Genomic DNA, 19,194 nt, shown 5'->3' on the forward strand with positions numbered 1-19,194 from the left:
GCGCGGCGCGCCCGCGTAGGCTGAGGGTATGAGCGAGTACCGGCACGTGGTGCGCAAGTGGGTCAAGCCCGAGGATCTCAACCAGCACGGGGCGCTGTTCGGCGGCCGGCTGCTGCAGTGGGTCGACGAGGAGGCCGCGATCGTCGCCGTGGCGCAGCTCGGCACGATCGACGTGGTGACCCGGCACATGTCGGCCATCGACTTCTCAGCGCGCGCCGACCGCGGCGACCTGCTCGAGCTCGAGTACCGGGTGGCGGCCTTCGGGCGCACCTCGATCACGCTGAGCTGCCGCGTCGAGAACGCCGTGACCGGTCAGCAGGTGCTCACCCTCGACCGCATCGTGTTCGTCGCGGTCGACGCCGAGGGGCACGCGGTGGCGCACGGGCGCACCGCGGCGACCGAGGGCACCGAGCGGCTGCGGGACCCGGGCGCCCCGGCGCGGCGCGGCGAGCACGCAGCCGGCGCGGGCGAGGGCGGCGACCGGGCCGCTCCGGACGCGTGAGCGGGGCCCGAGTCGCTGCGCCGCGCGTGCTGATCGCCTGCGACAAGTTCAAGGGCTCCGCGACGGCGCTCGAGGTGGCCGGGGCGCTGCGCCGCGGCATCCTCGCCGAGCGGTCGGGCGCCGAGGTCGACGTGCTGCCGGTCGCCGACGGCGGCGACGGCACGGTCGACGCGGCGCTCGCCGCCGCTGCTTCCTCCTCCTCCTCGGCGACCGCCGCGGCGCCCGGATTCGACGAGCGCCGCTGCTCCGTCACGGGCCCGTACGGCGAGCCGCGGGAGGCCCGCTTCGCGTTCGACCCCGGTGCCCGAACCGCGGTGATCGAGGTCGCCGAGGCCTGCGGGCTGCACCTCGTCGATCGGCACGCGCTGGGATCGGGTGCCCTCGACGCGACCGTCGCCACGAGCGCGGGGGCGGGTCAGCTGATCGCCGCGGCGCTCGACGCCGGAGCGCGCAGCATCGTGCTCGGCCTGGGCGGCAGCGCGACGACCGATGGCGGCGCGGGCATGCTGACCGCGCTCGGCCTGGGCGTCTTTGACGCGGTGGGCGCGCCGGTCGGGCCGGGCGGTGCCGGCGCCTCGCACGCGACCCGGATCGACACCGCCGGCCTCGACCCCCGTCTGGCCGGGGCGCGGATCCTCGTCGCATCCGACGTCACGAACCCGCTCTGCGGCGACGACGGCGCGGCCGCCGTCTACGGTCCGCAGAAGGGGCTGCCGCCCGAGCGCATCGCCGAGATCGACGCCGGTCTCGGCCGTTTCGGGGCCCTGGTCGAGCGCGGGCTCGGCGCGGCGCCGGGGGAGTGGACGGGGCGGCCGGGCGCCGGCGCGGCGGGCGGGCTCGGCTTCGCCGCGCTCGCGGTGCTGGGCGGCGAGCTGCGCCCCGGCATCGATCTCGTGCTCGACCTGCTGGGCTTCGACGCCGCGGTGGCGGGGGCCGATCTCGTGATCACGGGCGAGGGGCGGCTCGACGAGCAGACGCTCAGCGGCAAGGCCCCGGCCGGCGTCGCGGCGCGCGCGGGCGGCGCGCCCGTGGTGCTCGTGTGCGGATCCAGCGCCCTGCCTCGCGAGCGCGCCGTCGCGGCGGGCTTCCGCGAGGTATTCGAGCTCGTCTCGATCGAGCCCGACGCCGAGCGGTGCATGCGCGAGCCCCTGCCGCTGCTCGAGCGCATCGGCCGGCTCATCGGTGGGCGCCTGGCCCAGCTCGCGGCCCGGCCGCCCGAGGCGCGGTGAATCGCGCGCGGAACGGATGCGACCGGCCGGTGCCTCCCGCTCGGGGCGGGACCCGCTGCACGACGGATGCGGCTACTCCGCGGGCGCCAGGTCGTAGGTGACCCAGGGGGTCTGCCGGGCGACCCGGTCGTAGAGGCTGCGCGCCGTCGTGTTGCTCTCATGCGTGATCCAGCGCACCACCGAAGCGCCCTCGTCGCGCGCGATCTCGGCGAGGCGGGCGAGGATCGCGGATCCCGCGCCCGTGCCGCGCGCCTCGGGCACGGTGAAGAGATCGTCGAGGTAGAGCCCCTGCTCGCCGATGATCGGTCGCGCGAAACTGCGGAAATGCCCCATGCCGACCAGCCGCCCGTCGAGCTCGGCGACGAGGCCGCGCGTCCCGTGCGCGGGATCCATCAGCCACCCCCACACGGTGTCGACCACCGCGGGATCGTGCGTCTTCTCGTAGAAGTCGCGGTAGCCGCGGAAGAGCGCACCCCAGGCCTCGCGATCGCCCTCGATCACGGGCCGCACCACGACCGACCCGCCCGCCTGCGCGCTCACGAGAGCTTCTCCACCTCGACGAAGACCACGTCGGCGGCGTCGCCACGGTTCTCGATGCGGTGCTCCGCGCCGGAGGGGCGCGTGTAGCTGCGGCCCGCCACGAGCTCGGCGACGATCTCGCTGCCGTCGGCGTTCGCGACGTGCATCGTGTCGGTCACGAGCGGCACCACGACGTACTCGTGCTCGTGCCGGTGCATCGGGATCGCCCCGCCCGGTTCGATGGTCCACTTCGTGACGCGGAAGTGCTCGTTCTCGAGCTGTACCTCGCTGTGCGATCCGGTGCTCATGATCCTCCTCGATGCGTGACCGGGCGCCCCGTCGGCGCCCTCCGCCCCCAGCTTAGGCCCGGCACCCGCTTCCGGGGCCGGTCGCGGGCGCGAGGCCGGCGCGCCCGGCCCCGCGACGGGCTCACGGGGCGAGGGAGCCGGGGGTGCGCCCCTCTCCGAGCTCAGCCCGGCGGCCGATGATCTCCGGGTACAGCGCGAGGATGAGGTTCGACAGCGAGAACGGCGACGCGAGCGGCTCGCCGATCGCCTCCTCGACGCGCCCGATGCGGTAGCGCACCGTGTTGGGGTGCAGGAAGAGCGCCTCGGCCGTGCCCGCCACGTTCTGGCCCGCGGCGAGGTAGGTCGTGAGCGTGTCGCGCAGCTGCTGCGAGCCGAGCGGAGCGAGCGTGCGGTCGATCCGCTCCCGGAGCTGCCGCGGATCGACGTGCGAGAGCAGCCAGGTCGAGAGGTCGATGCGGTCGATGAGCACGGGGCCGAGGTCTTGGGGCGCCTCCGCGGCGGCGGCCCACTGCCGCGCGATGCCGAGCGCCGTCTCGGCCTCGCGCACGCACTCGGGAACCGCCGAGAGCGAGGGCGACGGCGCCGACGAGCCCGTGAGGAATTGCCGAGAGACGGCGGCGAGCCACTGCTCGCTCGCGTGCGAGGCGGGAACGAGGGCCGCGACCGTGGCGGGCGCGTCCATGTCGACGCGGCGCAGCATGACGAGCAGCGGCAGGTCGTCGGAGCGGGCCCGTGAGACGAGCTGGGCGATGTGCGCCTCGGACGCCGAGGGCTCGTCGAGCGGAGCGAGCTCGACGGCCCGCACGCTCGCGTAGGTGGGGAATCGGAACTGGGCGAGCCGGCTCCAGAAGCGATGCTCGCGGGCCGGCAGGATGCCGTCGTGCAGCGCCGCGATGAGCTGTTCGTTGTCTCGGCGGTCGCGCTGGGTGGCGCCGTACTGGATGCCGTGCACGGCCCCCAGCAGGCGCTCCGAGGTGTCGAGCAGCAGTTCGCCGATCTGCTCGAGCGTCTCGGGCCCCCGGCTCGCGATCGCGATGACGTGCACGCCGTCGCGCAGTGCGACGCGGCGCGTGCGCACGTGCCAGCGACCGATCTCGAGGGCGAGCTCGCGCTGGTTGGTCGCGGAGACCTCGTTCCAGATGAGCTGCACGGGCGCTTCGCCGGTGCTCGCGACCACGCTGCCCTCGAAGTCGTAGATGATCGCGGTGCCGTGGCAGAGCGTGCTCACGCGGGAGGCGAGGGATCGCACCGGGTCGGTCGAGGAGACGGCGGCGAGCAGCGCGTGGGTGATGTCGAGCCGGGTGCGGAGACGGGCGAGCTCGGCGCCGGTGTCGGATTCGTCGGGCATGCGGATCGCCCCTCTCTTCGTCGAGTGCTCGTGGCCGGGCACGCCTGCGCCCCATCCTCGGTGCGGATTGTGTGAACGGGAGGTTTGCCGGACGTTAAACCGGCGATTTTTGTGAATTTTACAATGAGGGCGTCGCAAACCTTCGTATTCTCTAGTGACCCCCGACCTGAGGGGCACGAGGGTTGATGCATCCGGAAGTCAACGATGAATCCAGGAGGACCCATGAGCAGTATTCGCGTCGCGGTAGACGTCGGCGGCACATTCACCGACGTCTGCATCTTCGATGACGACACCCAGCAGATGCGGGTGACGAAGGTGCCATCGACACCGGCCGATCCCATGATCGCGGTGATGAACGGCGTGGATCGGGGCGAGATCGACCTGAACGAGGTCGCGCTCTTCTCGCACGGCACCACGGTCGCCACCAACGCGCTCATCACCCGCAACTTCCCCGCCGCCGCCCTCGTCACCACGCGCGGCTTCCGCGACGTGCTCGAGATCCGCGACGGCACCAAGGACGACCTGTGGGACGCGTACAACGACGTCTCCGCGCCCTACATCCGCCGCCGCGACCGCTTCGAGGTGAGCGAGCGCATCGACTACAACGGCAACACGATCACGCCCCTCGACGAGGCCGAGGCCCGCCGGCTGGCCGAACTGCTGCTGCGCCGCGGCGTGAAGACGATCGCCGTCTGCTTCCTCAACTCCTACGCCAACGCGGCCCACGAGACCCGCATGCGCGAGATCCTCGAAGAGGTCATCCCCGACGCCACCGTCTCGACCTCGGCCGAGGTGCTGCCCGAGATCTTCGAGTACCCGCGGTTCAACACCGCCGTCGCCAACGCCGTGCTCGCACCGCTCGTGTCGGGCTACGTGAACCGGCTCGCCGGGCGCTTGCGCGACGGCGGCTACCGGGGCGACCTGCTGCTGCTCCACTCGGGCGGCGGGTCGATGACGCCGCGCCTCGTCGAGAAGTTCCCCGTGCGGCTCGCCGCCTCGGGCATCGCCGCCGGAGCCATCTCGGCCAAGCACATCGCCCAGCAGTGCGGCTACGACAACGCCGTGAGCCTCGACATGGGCGGCACCTCCACCGACATCGCCCTCGTCGCCGACGGCGAGCTGCGCGTCTCGCAGGAGTGGCAGGTCGAGTACGGCCACCCCATCATCTTCCCCTCCATCGAGGTGCTCACCATCGGCGCCGGAGGCGGATCCCTCGCCCACATCGACATCGCCGGCTCGCTGCGCAACGGCCCCCAGTCGGCGGGCGCCGACCCCGGGCCCGCCTGCTACGACACCGGGGGCGACCAGCCCACCAACACCGACGCCAACGTCGTGCTCGGCCGGCTCGGCACCTCGCTCGCCGGCGGGGTGAAGCAGCTCGACCGCTCCCTCTCCGAGCAGGCGATCCGCCGCGTCATCGCCGAACCCCTCGGCATGGGGCTCGAAGAAGCGGCCCAGGCGATCATCTCGGTCGCGAACGCCAACATGGCCGACGCCGTGCGACTCGTCTCGATCCGCCGCGGCTACGACCCCCGCGACTTCGCGCTGCTCGCCTTCGGCGGGGCCGGCGCCCTCCACGGCGCCGACGTCGCCCGCGAACTCGGGATCCCGACGGTCGTCGTGCCGCCCAACCCGGGCGTCACCTCGGCCATGGGCTGCCTGCTCGTCGACATCCAGCACGACTTCGCGCAGATGTACAACGGCGCCGACGAGGACGGCATCGAGCAGGCCTTCATCACCCTCGAGACCGAGGCCACCGCGCGCCTGCGCCACGAGGGCGTCGCAGAGGAGAACGCGATCCTGCAGCGCAAGATCTCGATGCGCTACCAGGGCCAGTGGCGCTCGCTGCAGGTGCCCATGGGATCCGGACCCGGCGCGCTCGAGCGGGCCGTGCGCACCTTCCACGAGCAGTACGAGCGCGAGTTCGCGTTCCGCCAGGACGACGCCCCCGTCGAGGTCTACCAGCTGCACCTCGGCGCGGTCGGCAAGATCCCGAAGCCCTCGTTCCGGCCCGCCGATCCCGTGCCCCAGGCTCCCGGCGAGCCAGCCGAGCGCCGGCCCGTCTACTTCGGCGTCACCGGCTGGCTCGACACCCCCGTCTACGACCGCGACGCGCTCGCCGCGGGCACGGCGTTCCAGGGCCCGGCCATCATCAACCAGCTCGACTCGACCACCGTCGTGCCCCCGTACACTCGCGCCGAGATCGACGAGTGGCTCAACATCCGCATCCACCTCGAGGAGATCAACTGATGAGTGACACCACCGCTCTCGCCCCCGCAGTGGGGCGGCAGACCGAACTCGACCCGGTGACGTTCGAGGTGCTGAAGAACGCCTTCGCCACCAGCGTCGACCTCATGAGCGAGCAGATCCTGCGCACCTGCTACTCGTTCGTCATCTACTCCCGCGACTTCTCGTCGGCGCTCTGCGACGCCCACGGCAACACCGTCATGCAGGGCTCCGGCGACATCGCGGTGCACGTGGGCACGCTGCACTTCCAGGCCAAGGCCGTGATCGAGCAGTTCGGAGACGACATCCACCCGGGCGACGTGTTCGCGATCAACGACCCGTACCGCGGCGGCACGCACTTCAACGACGTCTCGTTCGTGCGGCCCGTCTTCTCCGAGGGGCGCATCATCGCCTTCGCGCAGAACAAGGGGCACTGGGCCGACATCGGCGGCAAGGTGCCCGGATCGTTCGACGTCTCGGCGTCCGAGCACTTCGGCGAGGGGCTGCGCATCACCCCCATCCGCGTCTGGTCGAAGGGCGTCTTCCTGCACGACGTGGCCCAGTTGCTCGTCGCCAACACCCGCGCGCCCGAGCAGGCGCTCGGCGACCTGCACGCGCAGTCCGAGGCGACCGCGGTGTGCGAGCGCGAGGTGCTGCGCCTCGTCGACCGCTACGGCACCCGCACCGTCGAACTGGCGATGCAGGAGACCCAGGACTACGTCGAGCGCACCGTGCGCCGCCGCCTCGCCGACCTGCCCCAGGGCACCTGGGAGACCGTCGACTACCTCGACCTCGACCCCGGCAAGCCCGAGGGCCTCGTGCCCGTCAAGATCCGCATGACGCTCGACGGCGAGGGCATCCACTACAACCTCGAGGGCAGTGCCGACGTGGTCGACACCTTCCTCAACTCGGGCTACGGCACCACCTTCTCGGCGATCTATGCGGGCACCAAGACCTTCTTCCCCGACGTGCCCCTCAACTCGGGCTTCTACGCGGCCGTCACGGCCGACATCGGCCCCGAGGGCACCGTCGTGAACGCGGGCTGGCCGTACGCCGTGACCGGCTTCTGCTCGGGGCCCTACGAGAAGCTCATGAACGGCATCTTCGAGATCTGGTCGCAGCTCATGCCCGAGCGCGCCATGGCCTGCGCCTTCAACCTCGAGTACCTGCTCGTCGGCGGGCGCGACGCCCGCAGCGAGAACAAGCCGTACTTCATGTGGTACGACTGGATGGCCGGCGGCTGGGGCGGCCGCTCCTCGAAGGACGGCTCGAGCGCCACCGCCCCCGTGTTCGGCGTAGGCCTCGCGGTGCAGGCGTGCGAGGGGCAGGAGCGGCTCACGCCCGTGCTCACCACGATGCATCGGATCGGCACCGACTCGGGCGGGCCCGGCCGGTTCCGCGGCGGCTGCGGCGTCGAGAAGGGCGGCACGCTCACCGACGCCGACGCGTCGGTGATGAGCTACTGCTGCGACCGCGCCCGCTCGATCACCTGGGGCATCGAGGGCGGCCTGCCCTCCATCCCGCATGGCGTCTGGCTCAACCGCGACACCGAGAACGAGCGCTTCCTCGGGTCGATCTTCTCGTCGGTGCCGGTGCAGCCGGGCGACACCTTCTACCGCCCCTCGGCGGGGGGCGGCGGTTTCGGCGATCCGCTCGACCGCACCCCCGACGAGGTGCTCGAAGACGTCATCGACGACTACGTCTCCGTCGAGCGGGCGGCAGAGGACTACGGCGTGGTCATCGTGCCGATCGATCCCGAACTCGACCGCTACGAGATCGACCGCGAAGCGACGCTCGCCAAGCGCGCCTGGATCCGCGAGAACCGCACGGCCTGGCTCGAGTCCGACCCGCGCGAGGTGGCCGAGCGGTACCGGGCGGGCGAGCTCGACCTGCTCGACGTGATCCGCCGGCACGGCGTCATCCTCGACTGGGGTACCGGCGAGCTCTTCGAGGAGACCACGAGGCAGCATCGCGAGCAGATGGCGCGACGCTCGCTCGGCCACTGGGACTGACGCGGCGGCCGGCCACCGGGTGGGCGACCACCCGTCCGGGGCGAGCGGCGCCTCGCCCGGATCCGGACGGCCCCCTCTGCGGGCGACCGCGGACGACCGTGCACCGCAGTCTTCCGAGATCTTCCGCGGAGGGGAGCCCGTCCCGTGCCGACGATCGGTCGGTGCCGGATCGGAGATTTATGCATACGACAAAGGAGTCTGCTGATTTTCCGGCCCTTGCACAATACTGATCCGCGACACGCCTGACAAAAATGAGATGTCGGTGCGATCGACTGCAGCACCGACCCGGCTTCGCACCGGTTCCGGCCGACGCGGATTCTCCCCCCTTCCGCAGCCGTGCTCGCCGCCGCGCCTCCGCGCGACGACGCCCGCGGCGGCACTCCCCGAAATACCAATGGAGGTATGATCGTGACCCTCAATCTGACCGGGAGCAACGACGACGTCGAAGCGACCGACGCCCTCGCGCGACAGGGCGACGACGAAGACCAGATGACTCGCGGATCGCTCGCGATGGCCTGGTACGGCGTCGCCAGCGCGTTCTTCTTCGTCTACATCGGCGCGGCGATGGCGGCCGCCTACGGCACGGTGAACGCCATCGTCGGCATCGTGCTGACCATCATCTGCTACGGCGTCATCAATGCCGTGCTGTCGCGCTACGCCATCAACAACCGCACCACGGTGGCGCAGTTCTCGCGCACCATCCTCGGCACCGCCGGCTCGTCGATCGCGACGATCATCTTCGCGCTCGTCGCGATCTACTACGCCGTGTTCGAGGGTTCGATCGTGGCCTACGCCTTCATGGCGGCGTTCGGCGGCGAGATGTGGATGTGGAGCCTCATCGTGGTGATCTACTCCACGCCGCTCATCATCGGCGGCGCCCGCCGCTTCCTCGACAAGCTCAACGGCTGGCTGATGCCGCTCTACTTCTTCGGCCTCGTCGCCGCCGTCATCTGGGCGGGCGTCGTCTACGGCTTCGGCGACGCCTGGCTCACGCACGCTCCCGAGGTGCCGCTGCCGTTCGCGCAGGGCGGCCCGGGCTGGCTCGCGACCTTCGCCGGCTACATGGGCGTGTGGATCATGATGATGTTCACCATGGACTACGCGGCGCTCGGCAAGCGCAAGGATGTGAAGTTCCACCAGCGCTTCACCTTCGGCCCGCTGTTCTACGTGCTCGCCTACGGATTCTCGGCCTTCGTCGGCATCTTCCTCACGTTCACCATCCCGGGTCTCGAGGTCTCCGAGACCGGCATCGCCGGCGGTATGGTGTCGCTGATGGGCATCCTCGGCCTCATCGTGATCATCGCCTCGCAGACCCGGATCAACACGGCGAACTACTACCTCGGGGCTGCGAATCTGCGGGCATTCGGGGAGCGGGTGCTGCGCCTGCGACTGCCGAACATCGTGTGGGTGCTCGTCTCGTCGGTGATCATCTACCTGCTGATGCTGCTGCCCATCGTGCAGTATCTGCTGCTCGCTCTGGCGTGGCAGGGCGTGCTGGTGACGGCGTGGGTGGCGATCGCGCTGACCCACGTGCTGCTCGATCAGGGCCGCAATCAGGAGCACGCGGCGATCGGCGACAAGCACTATCGGGCCTTCAACAGCAACGGCCTGATCTCCTGGACGATCGCGACCGTGATCGGCCTCGTGATGCTGCAGCTCGGCTCGATCAACCCCGAGCTGGCGGGCGTCGGATCGACGTGGGGCCCGATCCTCACGGCCGTGTCGGCTGGCGTCATCTACGCCGTGCTCTGGAAGACGCACCCGACGAGCCGCACCGGCCTGATCAAGGTCGTCGCGCAGCAGTAGCCCCTCGCCGGTGCCCTCGGGCCCCGGCGAGCCCGGCGGGGTCGGGCGGCCTCGAGAACCCCGTTCTCGAGGCCCCGGCCTCGCCGCGCGATCGCCTTGCCGCTCGGGATCGCGGGTCGCGGGATCCCGCGTCGCATCGGGGCCGCGGTGCGTCAGTACGGCTCGAGCTCGACCAGGCGCAGCGCCATGAGGCAGGTGGCCTTGCCGTCGAGCGTGTCGAGAGAGATGTTCAGGATCTGTTCGATGCGTCGGAGCCGGTAGCCCAGCGAGTTGCGGTGGATGAACAGCTCGTCGCAGGTGCGCGAGGGCTGCGCGTCGTTGCGCAGCCAGGCGCGCAGCGTGGGCAGCAGTTCGGTGCTGCGCTTCTCGTCGTGCTCGAGCAGCGGCGCGAGGAAGCGGTGGGCCGACTCCCGCGCCCCGCGCCCCGCGGCTGCCGCCACGACGGCGCTGAGCCCGAGCGCCGGCGCCACCACGGGCTTCTCGGCGTGGCGCACCAGATCGAGGGCGTGCACCAGCGAGATGCGCAGTTCGTCGATGGTGTGGGTGGGTTCGCGCAGCACGAGCGGCAGGTCGGCCCGCACGCCCAGCAGGTGCGCGGTGGCCTCGGCGATGCCGTCGCGGGGAAACTGCATGAGCGCGATGAGGCGGTCGTCGATCTCGGCCACCCGCACATCGTGAAAGGCGTCGTGCAGCGCGAGGCGCAGCTGCCAGGCGGCGGCGGCGTGCTCGCCGCCGAGGTCGGCGACCACGAGCGCGGTGTCGGCGCCGCGGCTGAGGCCGAGCTCGTGGAACGCACCGGCCACGTCGTTGCGGGTGGCCTCGGACCACGAGACGCAGCGGTTCACGAAGCGCAGCATGTCCTGCTGACTGCTCGCATCGACCGTCACCGAGCGGTTGAGCTGCATGGCGAGGATCGAAGTGACGGGCGTGAGCAGGGGCTCGAACTCGCTCGACGGCCGCAGCAGGCGCACCGCGAGCTGGCACGGGTTGCGCAGTCCCATCGGCAGGGTGAGGTTGAAGACGTCGGGCTGAGCGCCGCGGGTCGCGCCGGTGCGCCAGGTGACGGTGGTGGGGTACTGGGCGATGATGGAGTCGAAGGCGTCGTAGACGGCGACCGGCAGTTCGAGCACGGAGTGGATCGCAGCGAGCAGCGTCGAGATCTCGGCGCCCTGGCTCGCGAGCCGCGCGCACTCGTTGGCGAGCCGCCAGCCCCGGTCGGTGAGGGCGATGCGCTCGGCCTGCAGCATGTATTCGACGTGCTGGTTGATCTTGAACAGCGGCACGGTCGTGGGTACCTCGAGCAGGGGCACGTCGTGGCGAGCGCACGCCTCGATGAGCCCCTTCGGCAGTTCGCGGTGGGCGACGCCCACCGCGAAGGCGAGGGCCGAGACCGGCACCCGGGTGAGGCGCTCCACGTAGCCGTCCCAGATGCTGGGCTCGGTGAAGTTCATGCCGATGCCCGAGGTCAGCACGAGGACGTTCGGCTCGAGGTATGGCGTTGGATCGAGGTGCTCTGCGGGGGCGCAGCGGGCGATCTCGCGGCCCAGCCGTTTCATGCTCGACGGCGTCTCGAGCCGCAGTTGCAGGGACTGCTCGGCGAGGAGGTCGGTGACGCGCATTCGATCCCTTTCGCATCTGCACAAATTCGAATGGAAGATTCTTGCGTATGCATAATAACGTTCGTTGCGGGCTGGGCGTAGCTTTGAGGCCATGACAGCACAACGTGGTGATGCGATCTCAGTCAACTCCGATATGGGCGAGGCCTTCGGCCTGCACACCTTCGGCAACGATCCCGAGCTGATGCGACTCATCGACGTCGCGAACGTCGCATGCGGCTTCCACTCCGGCGATCCGGGTGCCATGGAGACCACGGTCTCGCTCGCGCACGAGAACGCCGTGCGCGTCGGCGCCCACCCCGGTCTGCCCGACCTCGTGGGCTTCGGCCGCCGCGAGATGAAGCTGACGCCTCAGGAGGTCGAGGATCTCATCCGCTACCAGGTGGGCGCGCTCACCGGCTTCCTCACGAAGTACGAACTCCCTCTCAACCACATCAAGCCCCACGGCTCGCTCTACGGCATGCTCGCCCGGGACGAGGAGCTGATGCTCGGAGCGGTGCGAGTCGCCCGCGACTACGGCGTGCCGGTCTTCGGGATCGCCGGATCCGCCCACCAACGCGTCGCCGAGCGCGAGGGCGTCGAGTTCGTGGGCGAGCTCTACGTCGACCTCGACTACAACTCCGAGGGCGGCCTCATCATCCTGCGTCAGCCCCACGCCACCGACCCGCAGCAGGCCGCCGAGAAGGCCCGGCGCGCCATCGACGACGGAGTCATCGTGTCGGTCGACGGCACCGAGCTGCCCATCGAGTTCGGCAGCATCTGCGTGCACTCCGACACCCCCAACGCCGTCGAGGTCACCGCCGCCGTGCGCGCGGTCGTCGACCGGTAGACGACACCACCCACCATCCCATCTATCCCTCTATCTCGAGAGCGAACAACACATGAGTTCACAGGTCATCGCCCCGATTCCCGGTATCTTCTACCGCCGCCCAGCACCCGACAAGGCCCCGTTCGTCGAGGTGGGAGACACCGTCGAGACCGGGCAGACGATCGGCGTCATCGAGATCATGAAGCAGTTCACCGAGGTGCGCACCGAGATCGGCGGCACGATTCAGTCGTTCGAGGTCGACGACAACGGCATGGTCGGCCCCGGCGACGTCATCGCGACGATCGACTGATCCCACCCGACGCCAGCCCGCAAAGGAGCGCCATTGTGAAAAAACTGCTGATCGCCAACCGAGGCGAGATCGCGGTGCGCATCATCCGCGCCGCCCGCGAGATGGGCATCGCCACCGTGGCGGTGGTGAGCGAGGCCGACCGCGGCTCGAACGCCGAGCGCCTCGCCGACGAATCGGTCGTGATCGGGCCCGCTCCCGCGGGCCTGAGCTACCTCAACCACGAGGCGGTGCTCACCGCCGCCGCCGAGACGGGCGCCGACGCGATCCACCCCGGCTACGGCTTCCTCTCCGAGAACGCCGACTTCGCCCGCAAGGTCACCGACGCCGGACTCGTCTGGGTGGGGCCCGACCCGGACACCATCGTGCTGATGGGCGACAAGTCGCGCGCCCGCCGGGCCGCCATCGAGGCCGGAGTGCCCGTGCTCGCGGGAACCGACGGCGTGCTCGACGTCACGGCCGACATCGAGAGCATCGCCGATGGCATCGGCTACCCGCTCGTGGTGAAGGCCTCCGCCGGTGGAGGCGGACGCGGCATCCGGCGCATCGAGTCGCGCGCAGAGGTGCGCGGCACCGTCGAGGTCGCCCAGGCCGAGGCGCAGGCAGCGTTCAACTCGAACGAGGTCTACTTCGAACGGTTCGTCACCCGGGCGCGTCACGTCGAGGTGCAGATCTTCGGCGACGGAGAGACCTGGGTGCACCTGGGCGACCGCGACTGCTCGATGCAGCGCCGCCAGCAGAAGGTCATCGAGGAGGCGCCCGCACCGGGCCTGCCCGAGGACCTGCGGCAGCGCATGCGCGACACCTCTGTCGAACTCGCGCGCCAGTCGAGGTACGTGGGGGCCGGCACCGTCGAGTTCCTCTACGATCCCGACCGCCAGGAGATCGCCTTCATCGAGATGAACACGCGCCTGCAGGTCGAGCACCCCATCAGCGAGGCCATCACCGGCATCGACCTCGTGCGCGAGCAGTTGCGCATCGCCTCCGGAGAGAGGCTCGGCTACACCCAGCAGGACATCGAGTTCGAGGGCCACGCCTTCGAGTTCCGCATCAACGCCGAGGACCCCGACAACAGCTTCATGCCGAGCCCCGGCCGCATCGAGGCCCTCGAGCTCTCGGGCGGGCCCGGCGTGCGCGCCGACTTCGGGTTCTCCGCCGGCCAGACCGTCATGCCGTTCTACGACTCGCTGCTCGGCAAGCTCATCGTCTGGGACCGCGACCGGGAGCACGCCCTCGCTCGCGCAGCTCGCGCCCTCGACGAGGTCGAGATCTCGGGCATCAAGAGCACCGTGCCGCTCATGCGGCGGCTCGTGGCGCTCGACGACTTCTCGGCCGCGCAGCACTACACCACCTACATCGAATCAGTCCCCGGCCTGTTGGGAGCATCAGCATGACCCTGCCCGACCACGCGCGCTACACCTGGGGCGGTGACGAGTTCCTGCTCGTCGAGATCGCCCCGGACATGTCGCTCGAGGCGAATTTCGTCTCGAACTCGATCGCGATGGGCCTCGAGCAGCGCGAGCTGCCCGGCATCATCGACATCTGCCCGGCCAACGCCTCCCTGCTCATCCGATTCGACCCCGACGAGCTCGCCCACACCGAGCTCGAGCGGGTGGTGCGCGAACTCGAGGCCGACGTTCGCCAGGTCTCCGGCGGGGTGCTCGAAACCCGCATCGTCGAGGTGCCCGTCTGGTACGACGACCCCTACACGCGCGAGACGGTGGAGCGATTCCGCGAGGGGTACCACCAGGACCCGAGCGGCACCGACCTCGACTACGCGGCGGCGGTCAACGGTCTCGCCGACGCGCAGGAGTTCATCCGGCGCCACCACGAGCGCCCGTGGCTGGTGTCGATGGTGGGCTTCGTCGCCGGCCTCCCGTTCCTCTTCCAACTCGCACCGCAGGAGGAGCAGCTGGAGGTGCCCAAGTACCTGAGCCCACGCACCGACACGCCTCCCCTCACGGTCGGCATCGGCGGCTGCTTCACCGCGCACTACTCGGTGCGCGGCGCCGGGGGCTACCAGATGCTGGGCATCGCGCCGGCCCCCATCTACGACCCCGAGCAGCGTCTCGCCGACTTCGCCGACTTCTCGGTGCTGTTCAAGACCGGCGACGTGGTGAAGTACCGCCCCGTCGACGAGGCCGAGTACCGCGAGATACAGGCGCAGGTCGAGGCCGGCACCTATCGCTACAAGCAGGCACCCGTCACGTTCTCGCTCTCGGAGGCGCTCGCCGACCTCGAGGGCCACAATCGCTCACTTCTGGAGGCCCTCGATGTCGCTTGAGATCATCACCCCCGGGCTCGCGACCACGGTGCAGGATCGCGGGCGCTTCGGCTACTACCGCTACGGCATCCCGCAGGGCGGCTCGATGGACCAGTACTCGTCGGCGCTCGCCAACCGCCTCGTCGGCAACACGCCCGACGACGCCGTGCTCGAGTGCACCTACCTCGGGCCGAAGCTCACCACCGACGCCCCCGCCGTGATCGCGGTGACGGGCGCGCCCGTCGACGTGCTCGTCAACGGCGAGCCCGCGCAGCAGAACGCTCGCATCGAGCTGCAGGCCGGCGACGAACTCTCGTTCGGTGTGATCCGGGGCGGCACCAAGTTCTTCATCGCCGTCGCGGGCGGGATCGACGTGCCAGTGGCCCTCGGCTCGCGCTCCACGTACCCCATCGGCCGCATCGGCGGCGTCGAGGGCCGCGCGCTCGCCGCGGGCGACGCACTGCCCGTGGGCGAGCCGCGCGAGCAGACGCTGCCCCGTCTCGACCGCGTGCCCGACGATCTGCTGCCGAGCTACGAGAAGCAGGTCGAGGTGCGCGTGATGACGGGTCTCTACGACCACAAGCTCACCGAGGAGGGGCTGCGGAACCTGCTCGGCGCCGAGTGGACCCTGACTCCCGTCGCCGACCGCATGGGCCTGCGCTTCGACGGGCCCGGTGCGCCATGGAGGGACGAGCCCCAGCCCTTCGGCGCGGGCCAGGACCCCTCGAACATCACCGACGCCGGCTACCCCGTGGGCTCGATCCAGATACCCGGTGGTACGCAGCCCATCGTGCTGCACTACGACGCGGTCTCAGGAGGCGGCTACGCGCAGGCCTGCACGGTCATCAGCGCCGACATGGATCTCTTCGCGCGCATGTCGCCGGGGACCCGGGTGCGCTTCGTGCCAGTGACCATGGAGCAGGCGCTCGAGGCGCGTGCCGAGCGCCGCGCCCGTCTCGACCGCGTCTGGTCGTAGAGGCGCACGGGTCGCGGGGCGCGGGCTCCGCGGCCTGCGCCCCGCATGGCCGCCCGTTCACCCGCCCCCACCGCTACGGCCCGGGCCCCGGGCCCGAGAGACAAGGAGAATCGCCGTGCCACTCGTCACCGTGAAAATGTTCGAGCATCGTCTGCATCAGGATCCGCAGCTCGCGGAGCGGCTGGCCATCGCCATCGATGAGGTCGTCGCCGAGCACTGCACCGGACCCGACGGCAAGCGCCCCGACACCTGGGTCACCGTCGAGGGCGTGCCGCGCACTCAGTGGACGTTCAACGGGCAGACCCGCTGAGGCGTCGGCGGGGTCGCCGGCCGCGCCGACCTCCTGTTCGTCGAGCTCGCTGCAACCGTGTGGTGCGGCCGGAGCGGGCCGAGGGGAGTAGTGCCGCGACCGCAGATGGGCCATGATAAGGGTATGCGCCGCGTGTGCGGATGCTGTCTCACCCAAGGAGTTCTCATGACCTCACCCGAAACGAACCTGCTGCAGCGCGCCGGCGACGGCGTGCGCACCGCCTTCGGCGTGGGCGGCCTGATCGCGATCGTGCTGGGCCTGCTCATCATCCTGTTCCCGGGCAAGACGGGCGCGGTCGCGATGCAGATCGTCGCCGCCGTGATGGCCGCCTACGCCCTGGTCGTGGGCGTCGTCTACATCGGCTCCGCGGTCTTCAGCCGCGCGCTCGGCGGCTGGGCCCGCACCGGCCACATCCTGCTCGGCGTGCTGTACGTGATCGGCGGCGTGGTGATGATGGTGAACCTCGGCGCGACCGCCGCGGTGCTCGCGATCTTCCTCTCGGTGACCATCGGCGTGCTGTGGCTCTTCGAGGGCGTGATGGCGTTCACGGTCGTCAAGCAGAGCGGCAACAAGACCTGGACCGTCATCTACGGCATCATCAGCGTCATCGCCGGCCTCTCGCTCATGCTCTCGCCGCTGCTCGGGGCCGTGACCCTGTGGCTGCTGCTCGGCATCTCGATGGTCGTGATGGGTGTCGTGCAGGTGGTGCGCGCCTTCAAGGTCGGCTCCGCGGAGTAGCACACGGGCGGCGGCGGTTGCCGCCGTCGATCGGGGTCCCGGGGTGCGCTGCACTCCGGGCCTCAGTCGTTCGTGGGCCTCGGGCGGCGGCGGCCCGGAGCCGCGGCGACGGTGGCGACCCGGCGCGGCTCAGCGCATCTGCTCGAGCTGCTCCGCGGTGACGGGCTCCTCTTCGAGGGCGAGCGCCAGGTACTTGCGCAGCACGACCAGCGAGGCGCCCGCCTTGTCGAACTCCGCCGCCACGAAGCGGTCGGTGCGGATCAGCGCGATCGCCTCGTGCGCGGGCATGATGACGCCCTTGCTGTCGGCGCGGCGCTCGGCGGGCGCGACGGCGCGCAGCTCGGCCATCGACGTGAAGAGCGGCAGCACGAGCTGGCCCTTCGTGGAGCGGATGGTGCGCACCCGCGGCCCCTTCTTCTTCGAGGAGGTGCCCGTCACGTCGGCCACGAGGTAGCCCTCGCGCAGCGAGTTCAGAAAGGCGGCGAGTCGCTCGTAGTCGGGCTGCTGCTGCAGCTCGCGCAGGGCATCGCGCACGGCCTCGTTGGCGTAGTCGGGGTGCACCTCGGCAGGGATCGCGGCCTCGGCCCGGCCTGCGGCCTCGGCCGGGTGCGCTGCGGCGTCGGGATCCGGATGCTGGGGGTTCTCGGCCATGCCCTCCAGCCTAGGGCGTCTCTCGCGCATCATCGTCTACAGTGCGCGCCCCTCAGTCCTCGCCGACACCGCGCGCCGAGAGAGCCTCGCCGGTGAGCTGCGCGTGCGCGACGGTGCGCAGCACGAGCGGCATGAGGCGCGCGCGCGGATCCCGTTCGAGCCCGCGGGCCCGCGCTGCGGACTGCGTCTCGCGCGCGACGCCCAGGATGGTCGGGATCGCGCGGATCACGAGCGAGAACGCCAGCGCCACCCGCTCGGGTTTCGCGCCGAGGCGGCGCAGCGGCCCGAGCGCCCAGGTGATCGTGTCGAGCATGTCCTCGACGGCGGTGCTCGCGGTGACGGCGCTCGCGGCGAGGATCATCGCGAAGAGGTCGCCGACCACCTCGGCGCCCCGCTCCCAGCCGTGCTGCCAGGCCTGGAACGCGAAGAGGGGGACCGCGATCAGCGCGAAGCCGCGGGCGACCCGCCAGAAGTCGCGCCCGCGCAGCCCCGCGAGCACCGCGAGGACGACGGCGAACCCGAGCCACGCCGCGGTGAGCGGCACGCCGGTCGTCGACACCACCGCGATCGCGAACCCGAACAGACCGAGCAGCTTCGCGCCCGGCCGCAGCCGGTGGAGGGGCCCCGAACCCGGCAGGTAGGCGCCGAGCGGCGAGTGGATGCTCACGGTCGCTCCCGGGCGGGATCATCGGGCGAGGGGCGGCCTGCGGCCGCACTCGATGCCGCCGGAGCCCCGCTCAGTTCGCGGTAGTGGGCGATCGCTGCGGCGGGGGCGCCGTCGAACGCCACGCGCCCCTCGTCGACGACGAGGGTGCGGTCGGCCCGAGCGGCGAGCTCGAGGTCGTGCGTCACGACCACGAGTTGCTGCGGCAGCGACATGAGCAGGTCGCCGATCATGCGGGCGTTGCGCAGGTCGAGCAGTGTCGTGGGTTCGTCGGCGACGAGGATCGCGGGGTCGGTCGCCAGCACCGACGCGATCGCGAGCAGCTGCTTCTGGCCCCCCGAGAGCGTGTGCACGCTGCGATCGGCGAGCTGCGCGAGCCCGAAGCGGTCGAGTGCGGCGAGCGCGGCCTCCCGGCGGGCGCGCTTGTCGCGATGGGTGCGGCGCAGGGAGAGCATCACGTCCTCGATCGCGGTCGGCATGATGAGCTGCGCGGCGGGGTCGGTGAACACGAAGCCGACGCGGCGCCTCACGGCGGCGCCGTCGCGGCGGGTGTCGAGGGGGCGCGGATCCGGCGCCCCGGCGCTCGCCTCCGCCGCGCCCGGGGCTGCGTCGGCCTCGCTCGTGCCTCCGCCGTTCGATGCGGCGCTCGCCGTGATCACGACCTGCCCCGCGCTCGGCTCGACGAGCCCGTTGACGAGCCGGGCGAGGGTCGACTTGCCCGAGCCGTTCGCGCCGATGATCGAGACGCGGCGCTCGGTGAGGGTGAGCGAGACGGGGTGCAGGATCGTGACCGGGCCCTCGGGTGCGGTCACGGTGGCGCTGCGCAGTTCGATCACTCGGCGATCCTATGCGGTGTTGACGGGATTCTGGTGGGGGATCGGCTCCGGCTCGGGGTCTTCGGCTGTGCGCCG

19 protein-coding genes are annotated in these 19,194 nt (G+C 70.9%); 12 read left to right on the plus strand and 7 right to left on the minus strand.

Annotated elements, in window-relative coordinates:
* Window positions 1-28 precede the first annotated feature (28 nt).
* Window positions 29-502 (plus strand): acyl-CoA thioesterase, encoded by a 474-nt coding sequence (locus H490_RS24780; RefSeq protein ID WP_017884172.1) that lies wholly within the window; start codon window positions 29-31, stop codon window positions 500-502.
* Entirely contained in the window at window positions 499-1,731 is a 1,233-nt protein-coding gene (locus H490_RS24785; protein WP_041205392.1) for a glycerate kinase, read from the plus strand. The genes H490_RS24780 and H490_RS24785 overlap by 4 nt, the downstream gene beginning before the upstream one ends.
* A gap of 72 nt (window positions 1,732-1,803) precedes the next feature.
* Here H490_RS24785 and H490_RS24790 read toward each other — a convergent pair whose 3' ends face one another.
* From H490_RS24790 to H490_RS24800, 3 genes are all read right to left on the minus strand, one after another.
* A complete protein-coding gene (locus tag H490_RS24790; RefSeq protein WP_017884174.1) occupies window positions 1,804-2,271 on the minus strand; it encodes a GNAT family N-acetyltransferase in 468 nt (155 codons plus the stop codon).
* On the minus strand, window positions 2,268-2,558 hold the full coding sequence (locus H490_RS24795) for a cupin domain-containing protein (RefSeq protein ID WP_017884175.1): 291 nt from the start codon (window positions 2,556-2,558) through the stop codon (window positions 2,268-2,270). Before H490_RS24795 ends, H490_RS24790 begins: the two co-directional genes overlap by 4 nt.
* 121 nt (window positions 2,559-2,679) lie before the next feature.
* Window positions 2,680-3,906: a PucR family transcriptional regulator gene (locus H490_RS24800; RefSeq protein WP_228407143.1), complete on the minus strand. Its 1,227-nt coding sequence runs from the start codon at window positions 3,904-3,906 to the stop codon at window positions 2,680-2,682.
* Between the two features lie 222 nt (window positions 3,907-4,128).
* Between H490_RS24800 and H490_RS24805 the strand changes: the two genes are divergently transcribed.
* From H490_RS24805 to H490_RS24815, 3 genes are all read left to right on the plus strand, one after another.
* Window positions 4,129-6,156, plus strand: coding sequence for a hydantoinase/oxoprolinase family protein (locus H490_RS24805; protein ID WP_017884177.1), 2,028 nt, complete (start codon window positions 4,129-4,131; stop codon window positions 6,154-6,156).
* Window positions 6,156-8,144, plus strand: coding sequence for a hydantoinase B/oxoprolinase family protein (locus tag H490_RS24810; protein ID WP_017884178.1), 1,989 nt, complete (start codon window positions 6,156-6,158; stop codon window positions 8,142-8,144). The genes H490_RS24805 and H490_RS24810 overlap by 1 nt, the downstream gene beginning before the upstream one ends.
* A gap of 402 nt (window positions 8,145-8,546) precedes the next feature.
* Window positions 8,547-9,950, plus strand: a complete 1,404-nt coding sequence (locus H490_RS24815; RefSeq protein WP_017884179.1) for a purine-cytosine permease family protein — start codon at window positions 8,547-8,549, stop codon at window positions 9,948-9,950.
* Window positions 9,951-10,102: 152 nt separating this feature from the next.
* Here H490_RS24815 and H490_RS24820 read toward each other — a convergent pair whose 3' ends face one another.
* Window positions 10,103-11,569 carry a PucR family transcriptional regulator gene (locus H490_RS24820; RefSeq protein WP_017884180.1) on the minus strand — a complete coding sequence of 489 codons (1,467 nt, stop codon included), beginning with the start codon at window positions 11,567-11,569 and terminating at the stop codon, window positions 10,103-10,105.
* Between the two features lie 91 nt (window positions 11,570-11,660).
* On the opposite strand from H490_RS24820, the gene pxpA reads away from it, so the two are divergent.
* From pxpA to H490_RS24855, 7 genes are all read left to right on the plus strand, one after another.
* Window positions 11,661-12,395, plus strand: coding sequence for a 5-oxoprolinase subunit PxpA (gene pxpA, locus H490_RS24825; protein WP_031290054.1), 735 nt, complete (start codon window positions 11,661-11,663; stop codon window positions 12,393-12,395).
* 52 nt (window positions 12,396-12,447) lie between these two features.
* Window positions 12,448-12,684, plus strand: a complete 237-nt coding sequence (locus tag H490_RS24830; protein ID WP_017884182.1) for an acetyl-CoA carboxylase — start codon at window positions 12,448-12,450, stop codon at window positions 12,682-12,684.
* 32 nt (window positions 12,685-12,716) lie between these two features.
* Complete coding sequence (locus H490_RS24835; RefSeq protein WP_416371709.1) at window positions 12,717-14,075, plus strand: acetyl-CoA carboxylase biotin carboxylase subunit; 1,359 nt, start codon at window positions 12,717-12,719, stop codon at window positions 14,073-14,075.
* Complete coding sequence (locus tag H490_RS24840; protein WP_017884184.1) at window positions 14,072-14,965, plus strand: 5-oxoprolinase subunit B family protein; 894 nt, start codon at window positions 14,072-14,074, stop codon at window positions 14,963-14,965. The genes H490_RS24835 and H490_RS24840 overlap by 4 nt, the downstream gene beginning before the upstream one ends.
* The gene (locus tag H490_RS24845) at window positions 14,955-15,920 is read left to right on the plus strand and encodes a biotin-dependent carboxyltransferase family protein (RefSeq protein ID WP_017884185.1); all 966 of its coding nucleotides are present in this window, start codon (window positions 14,955-14,957) and stop codon (window positions 15,918-15,920) included. Before H490_RS24840 ends, H490_RS24845 begins: the two co-directional genes overlap by 11 nt.
* Before the next feature lie 115 nt (window positions 15,921-16,035).
* The gene (locus tag H490_RS24850) at window positions 16,036-16,230 is read left to right on the plus strand and encodes a tautomerase family protein (protein ID WP_031290055.1); all 195 of its coding nucleotides are present in this window, start codon (window positions 16,036-16,038) and stop codon (window positions 16,228-16,230) included.
* 165 nt (window positions 16,231-16,395) lie between these two features.
* Entirely contained in the window at window positions 16,396-16,968 is a 573-nt protein-coding gene (locus tag H490_RS24855; RefSeq protein WP_017884187.1) for an HdeD family acid-resistance protein, read from the plus strand.
* Between the two features lie 129 nt (window positions 16,969-17,097).
* Here H490_RS24855 and H490_RS24860 read toward each other — a convergent pair whose 3' ends face one another.
* Genes H490_RS24860 through H490_RS24870 form a run of 3 tightly spaced genes read right to left on the minus strand, consistent with a single transcriptional unit; the run spans window position 17,098 to window position 19,119 of the window.
* Window positions 17,098-17,619 carry an SseB family protein gene (locus tag H490_RS24860; RefSeq protein WP_017884188.1) on the minus strand — a complete coding sequence of 174 codons (522 nt, stop codon included), beginning with the start codon at window positions 17,617-17,619 and terminating at the stop codon, window positions 17,098-17,100.
* Window positions 17,620-17,671: 52 nt separating this feature from the next.
* Window positions 17,672-18,286: an energy-coupling factor transporter transmembrane component T family protein gene (locus H490_RS24865; RefSeq protein ID WP_017884189.1), complete on the minus strand. Its 615-nt coding sequence runs from the start codon at window positions 18,284-18,286 to the stop codon at window positions 17,672-17,674.
* Window positions 18,283-19,119, minus strand: a complete 837-nt coding sequence (locus H490_RS24870; RefSeq protein ID WP_017884190.1) for an energy-coupling factor ABC transporter ATP-binding protein — start codon at window positions 19,117-19,119, stop codon at window positions 18,283-18,285. Before H490_RS24870 ends, H490_RS24865 begins: the two co-directional genes overlap by 4 nt.
* Window positions 19,120-19,194 lie beyond the last annotated feature (75 nt).

Source organism: Leucobacter sp. UCD-THU (assembly GCF_000349545.1).
Lineage (GTDB): Bacteria > Actinomycetota > Actinomycetes > Actinomycetales > Microbacteriaceae > Leucobacter > Leucobacter muris.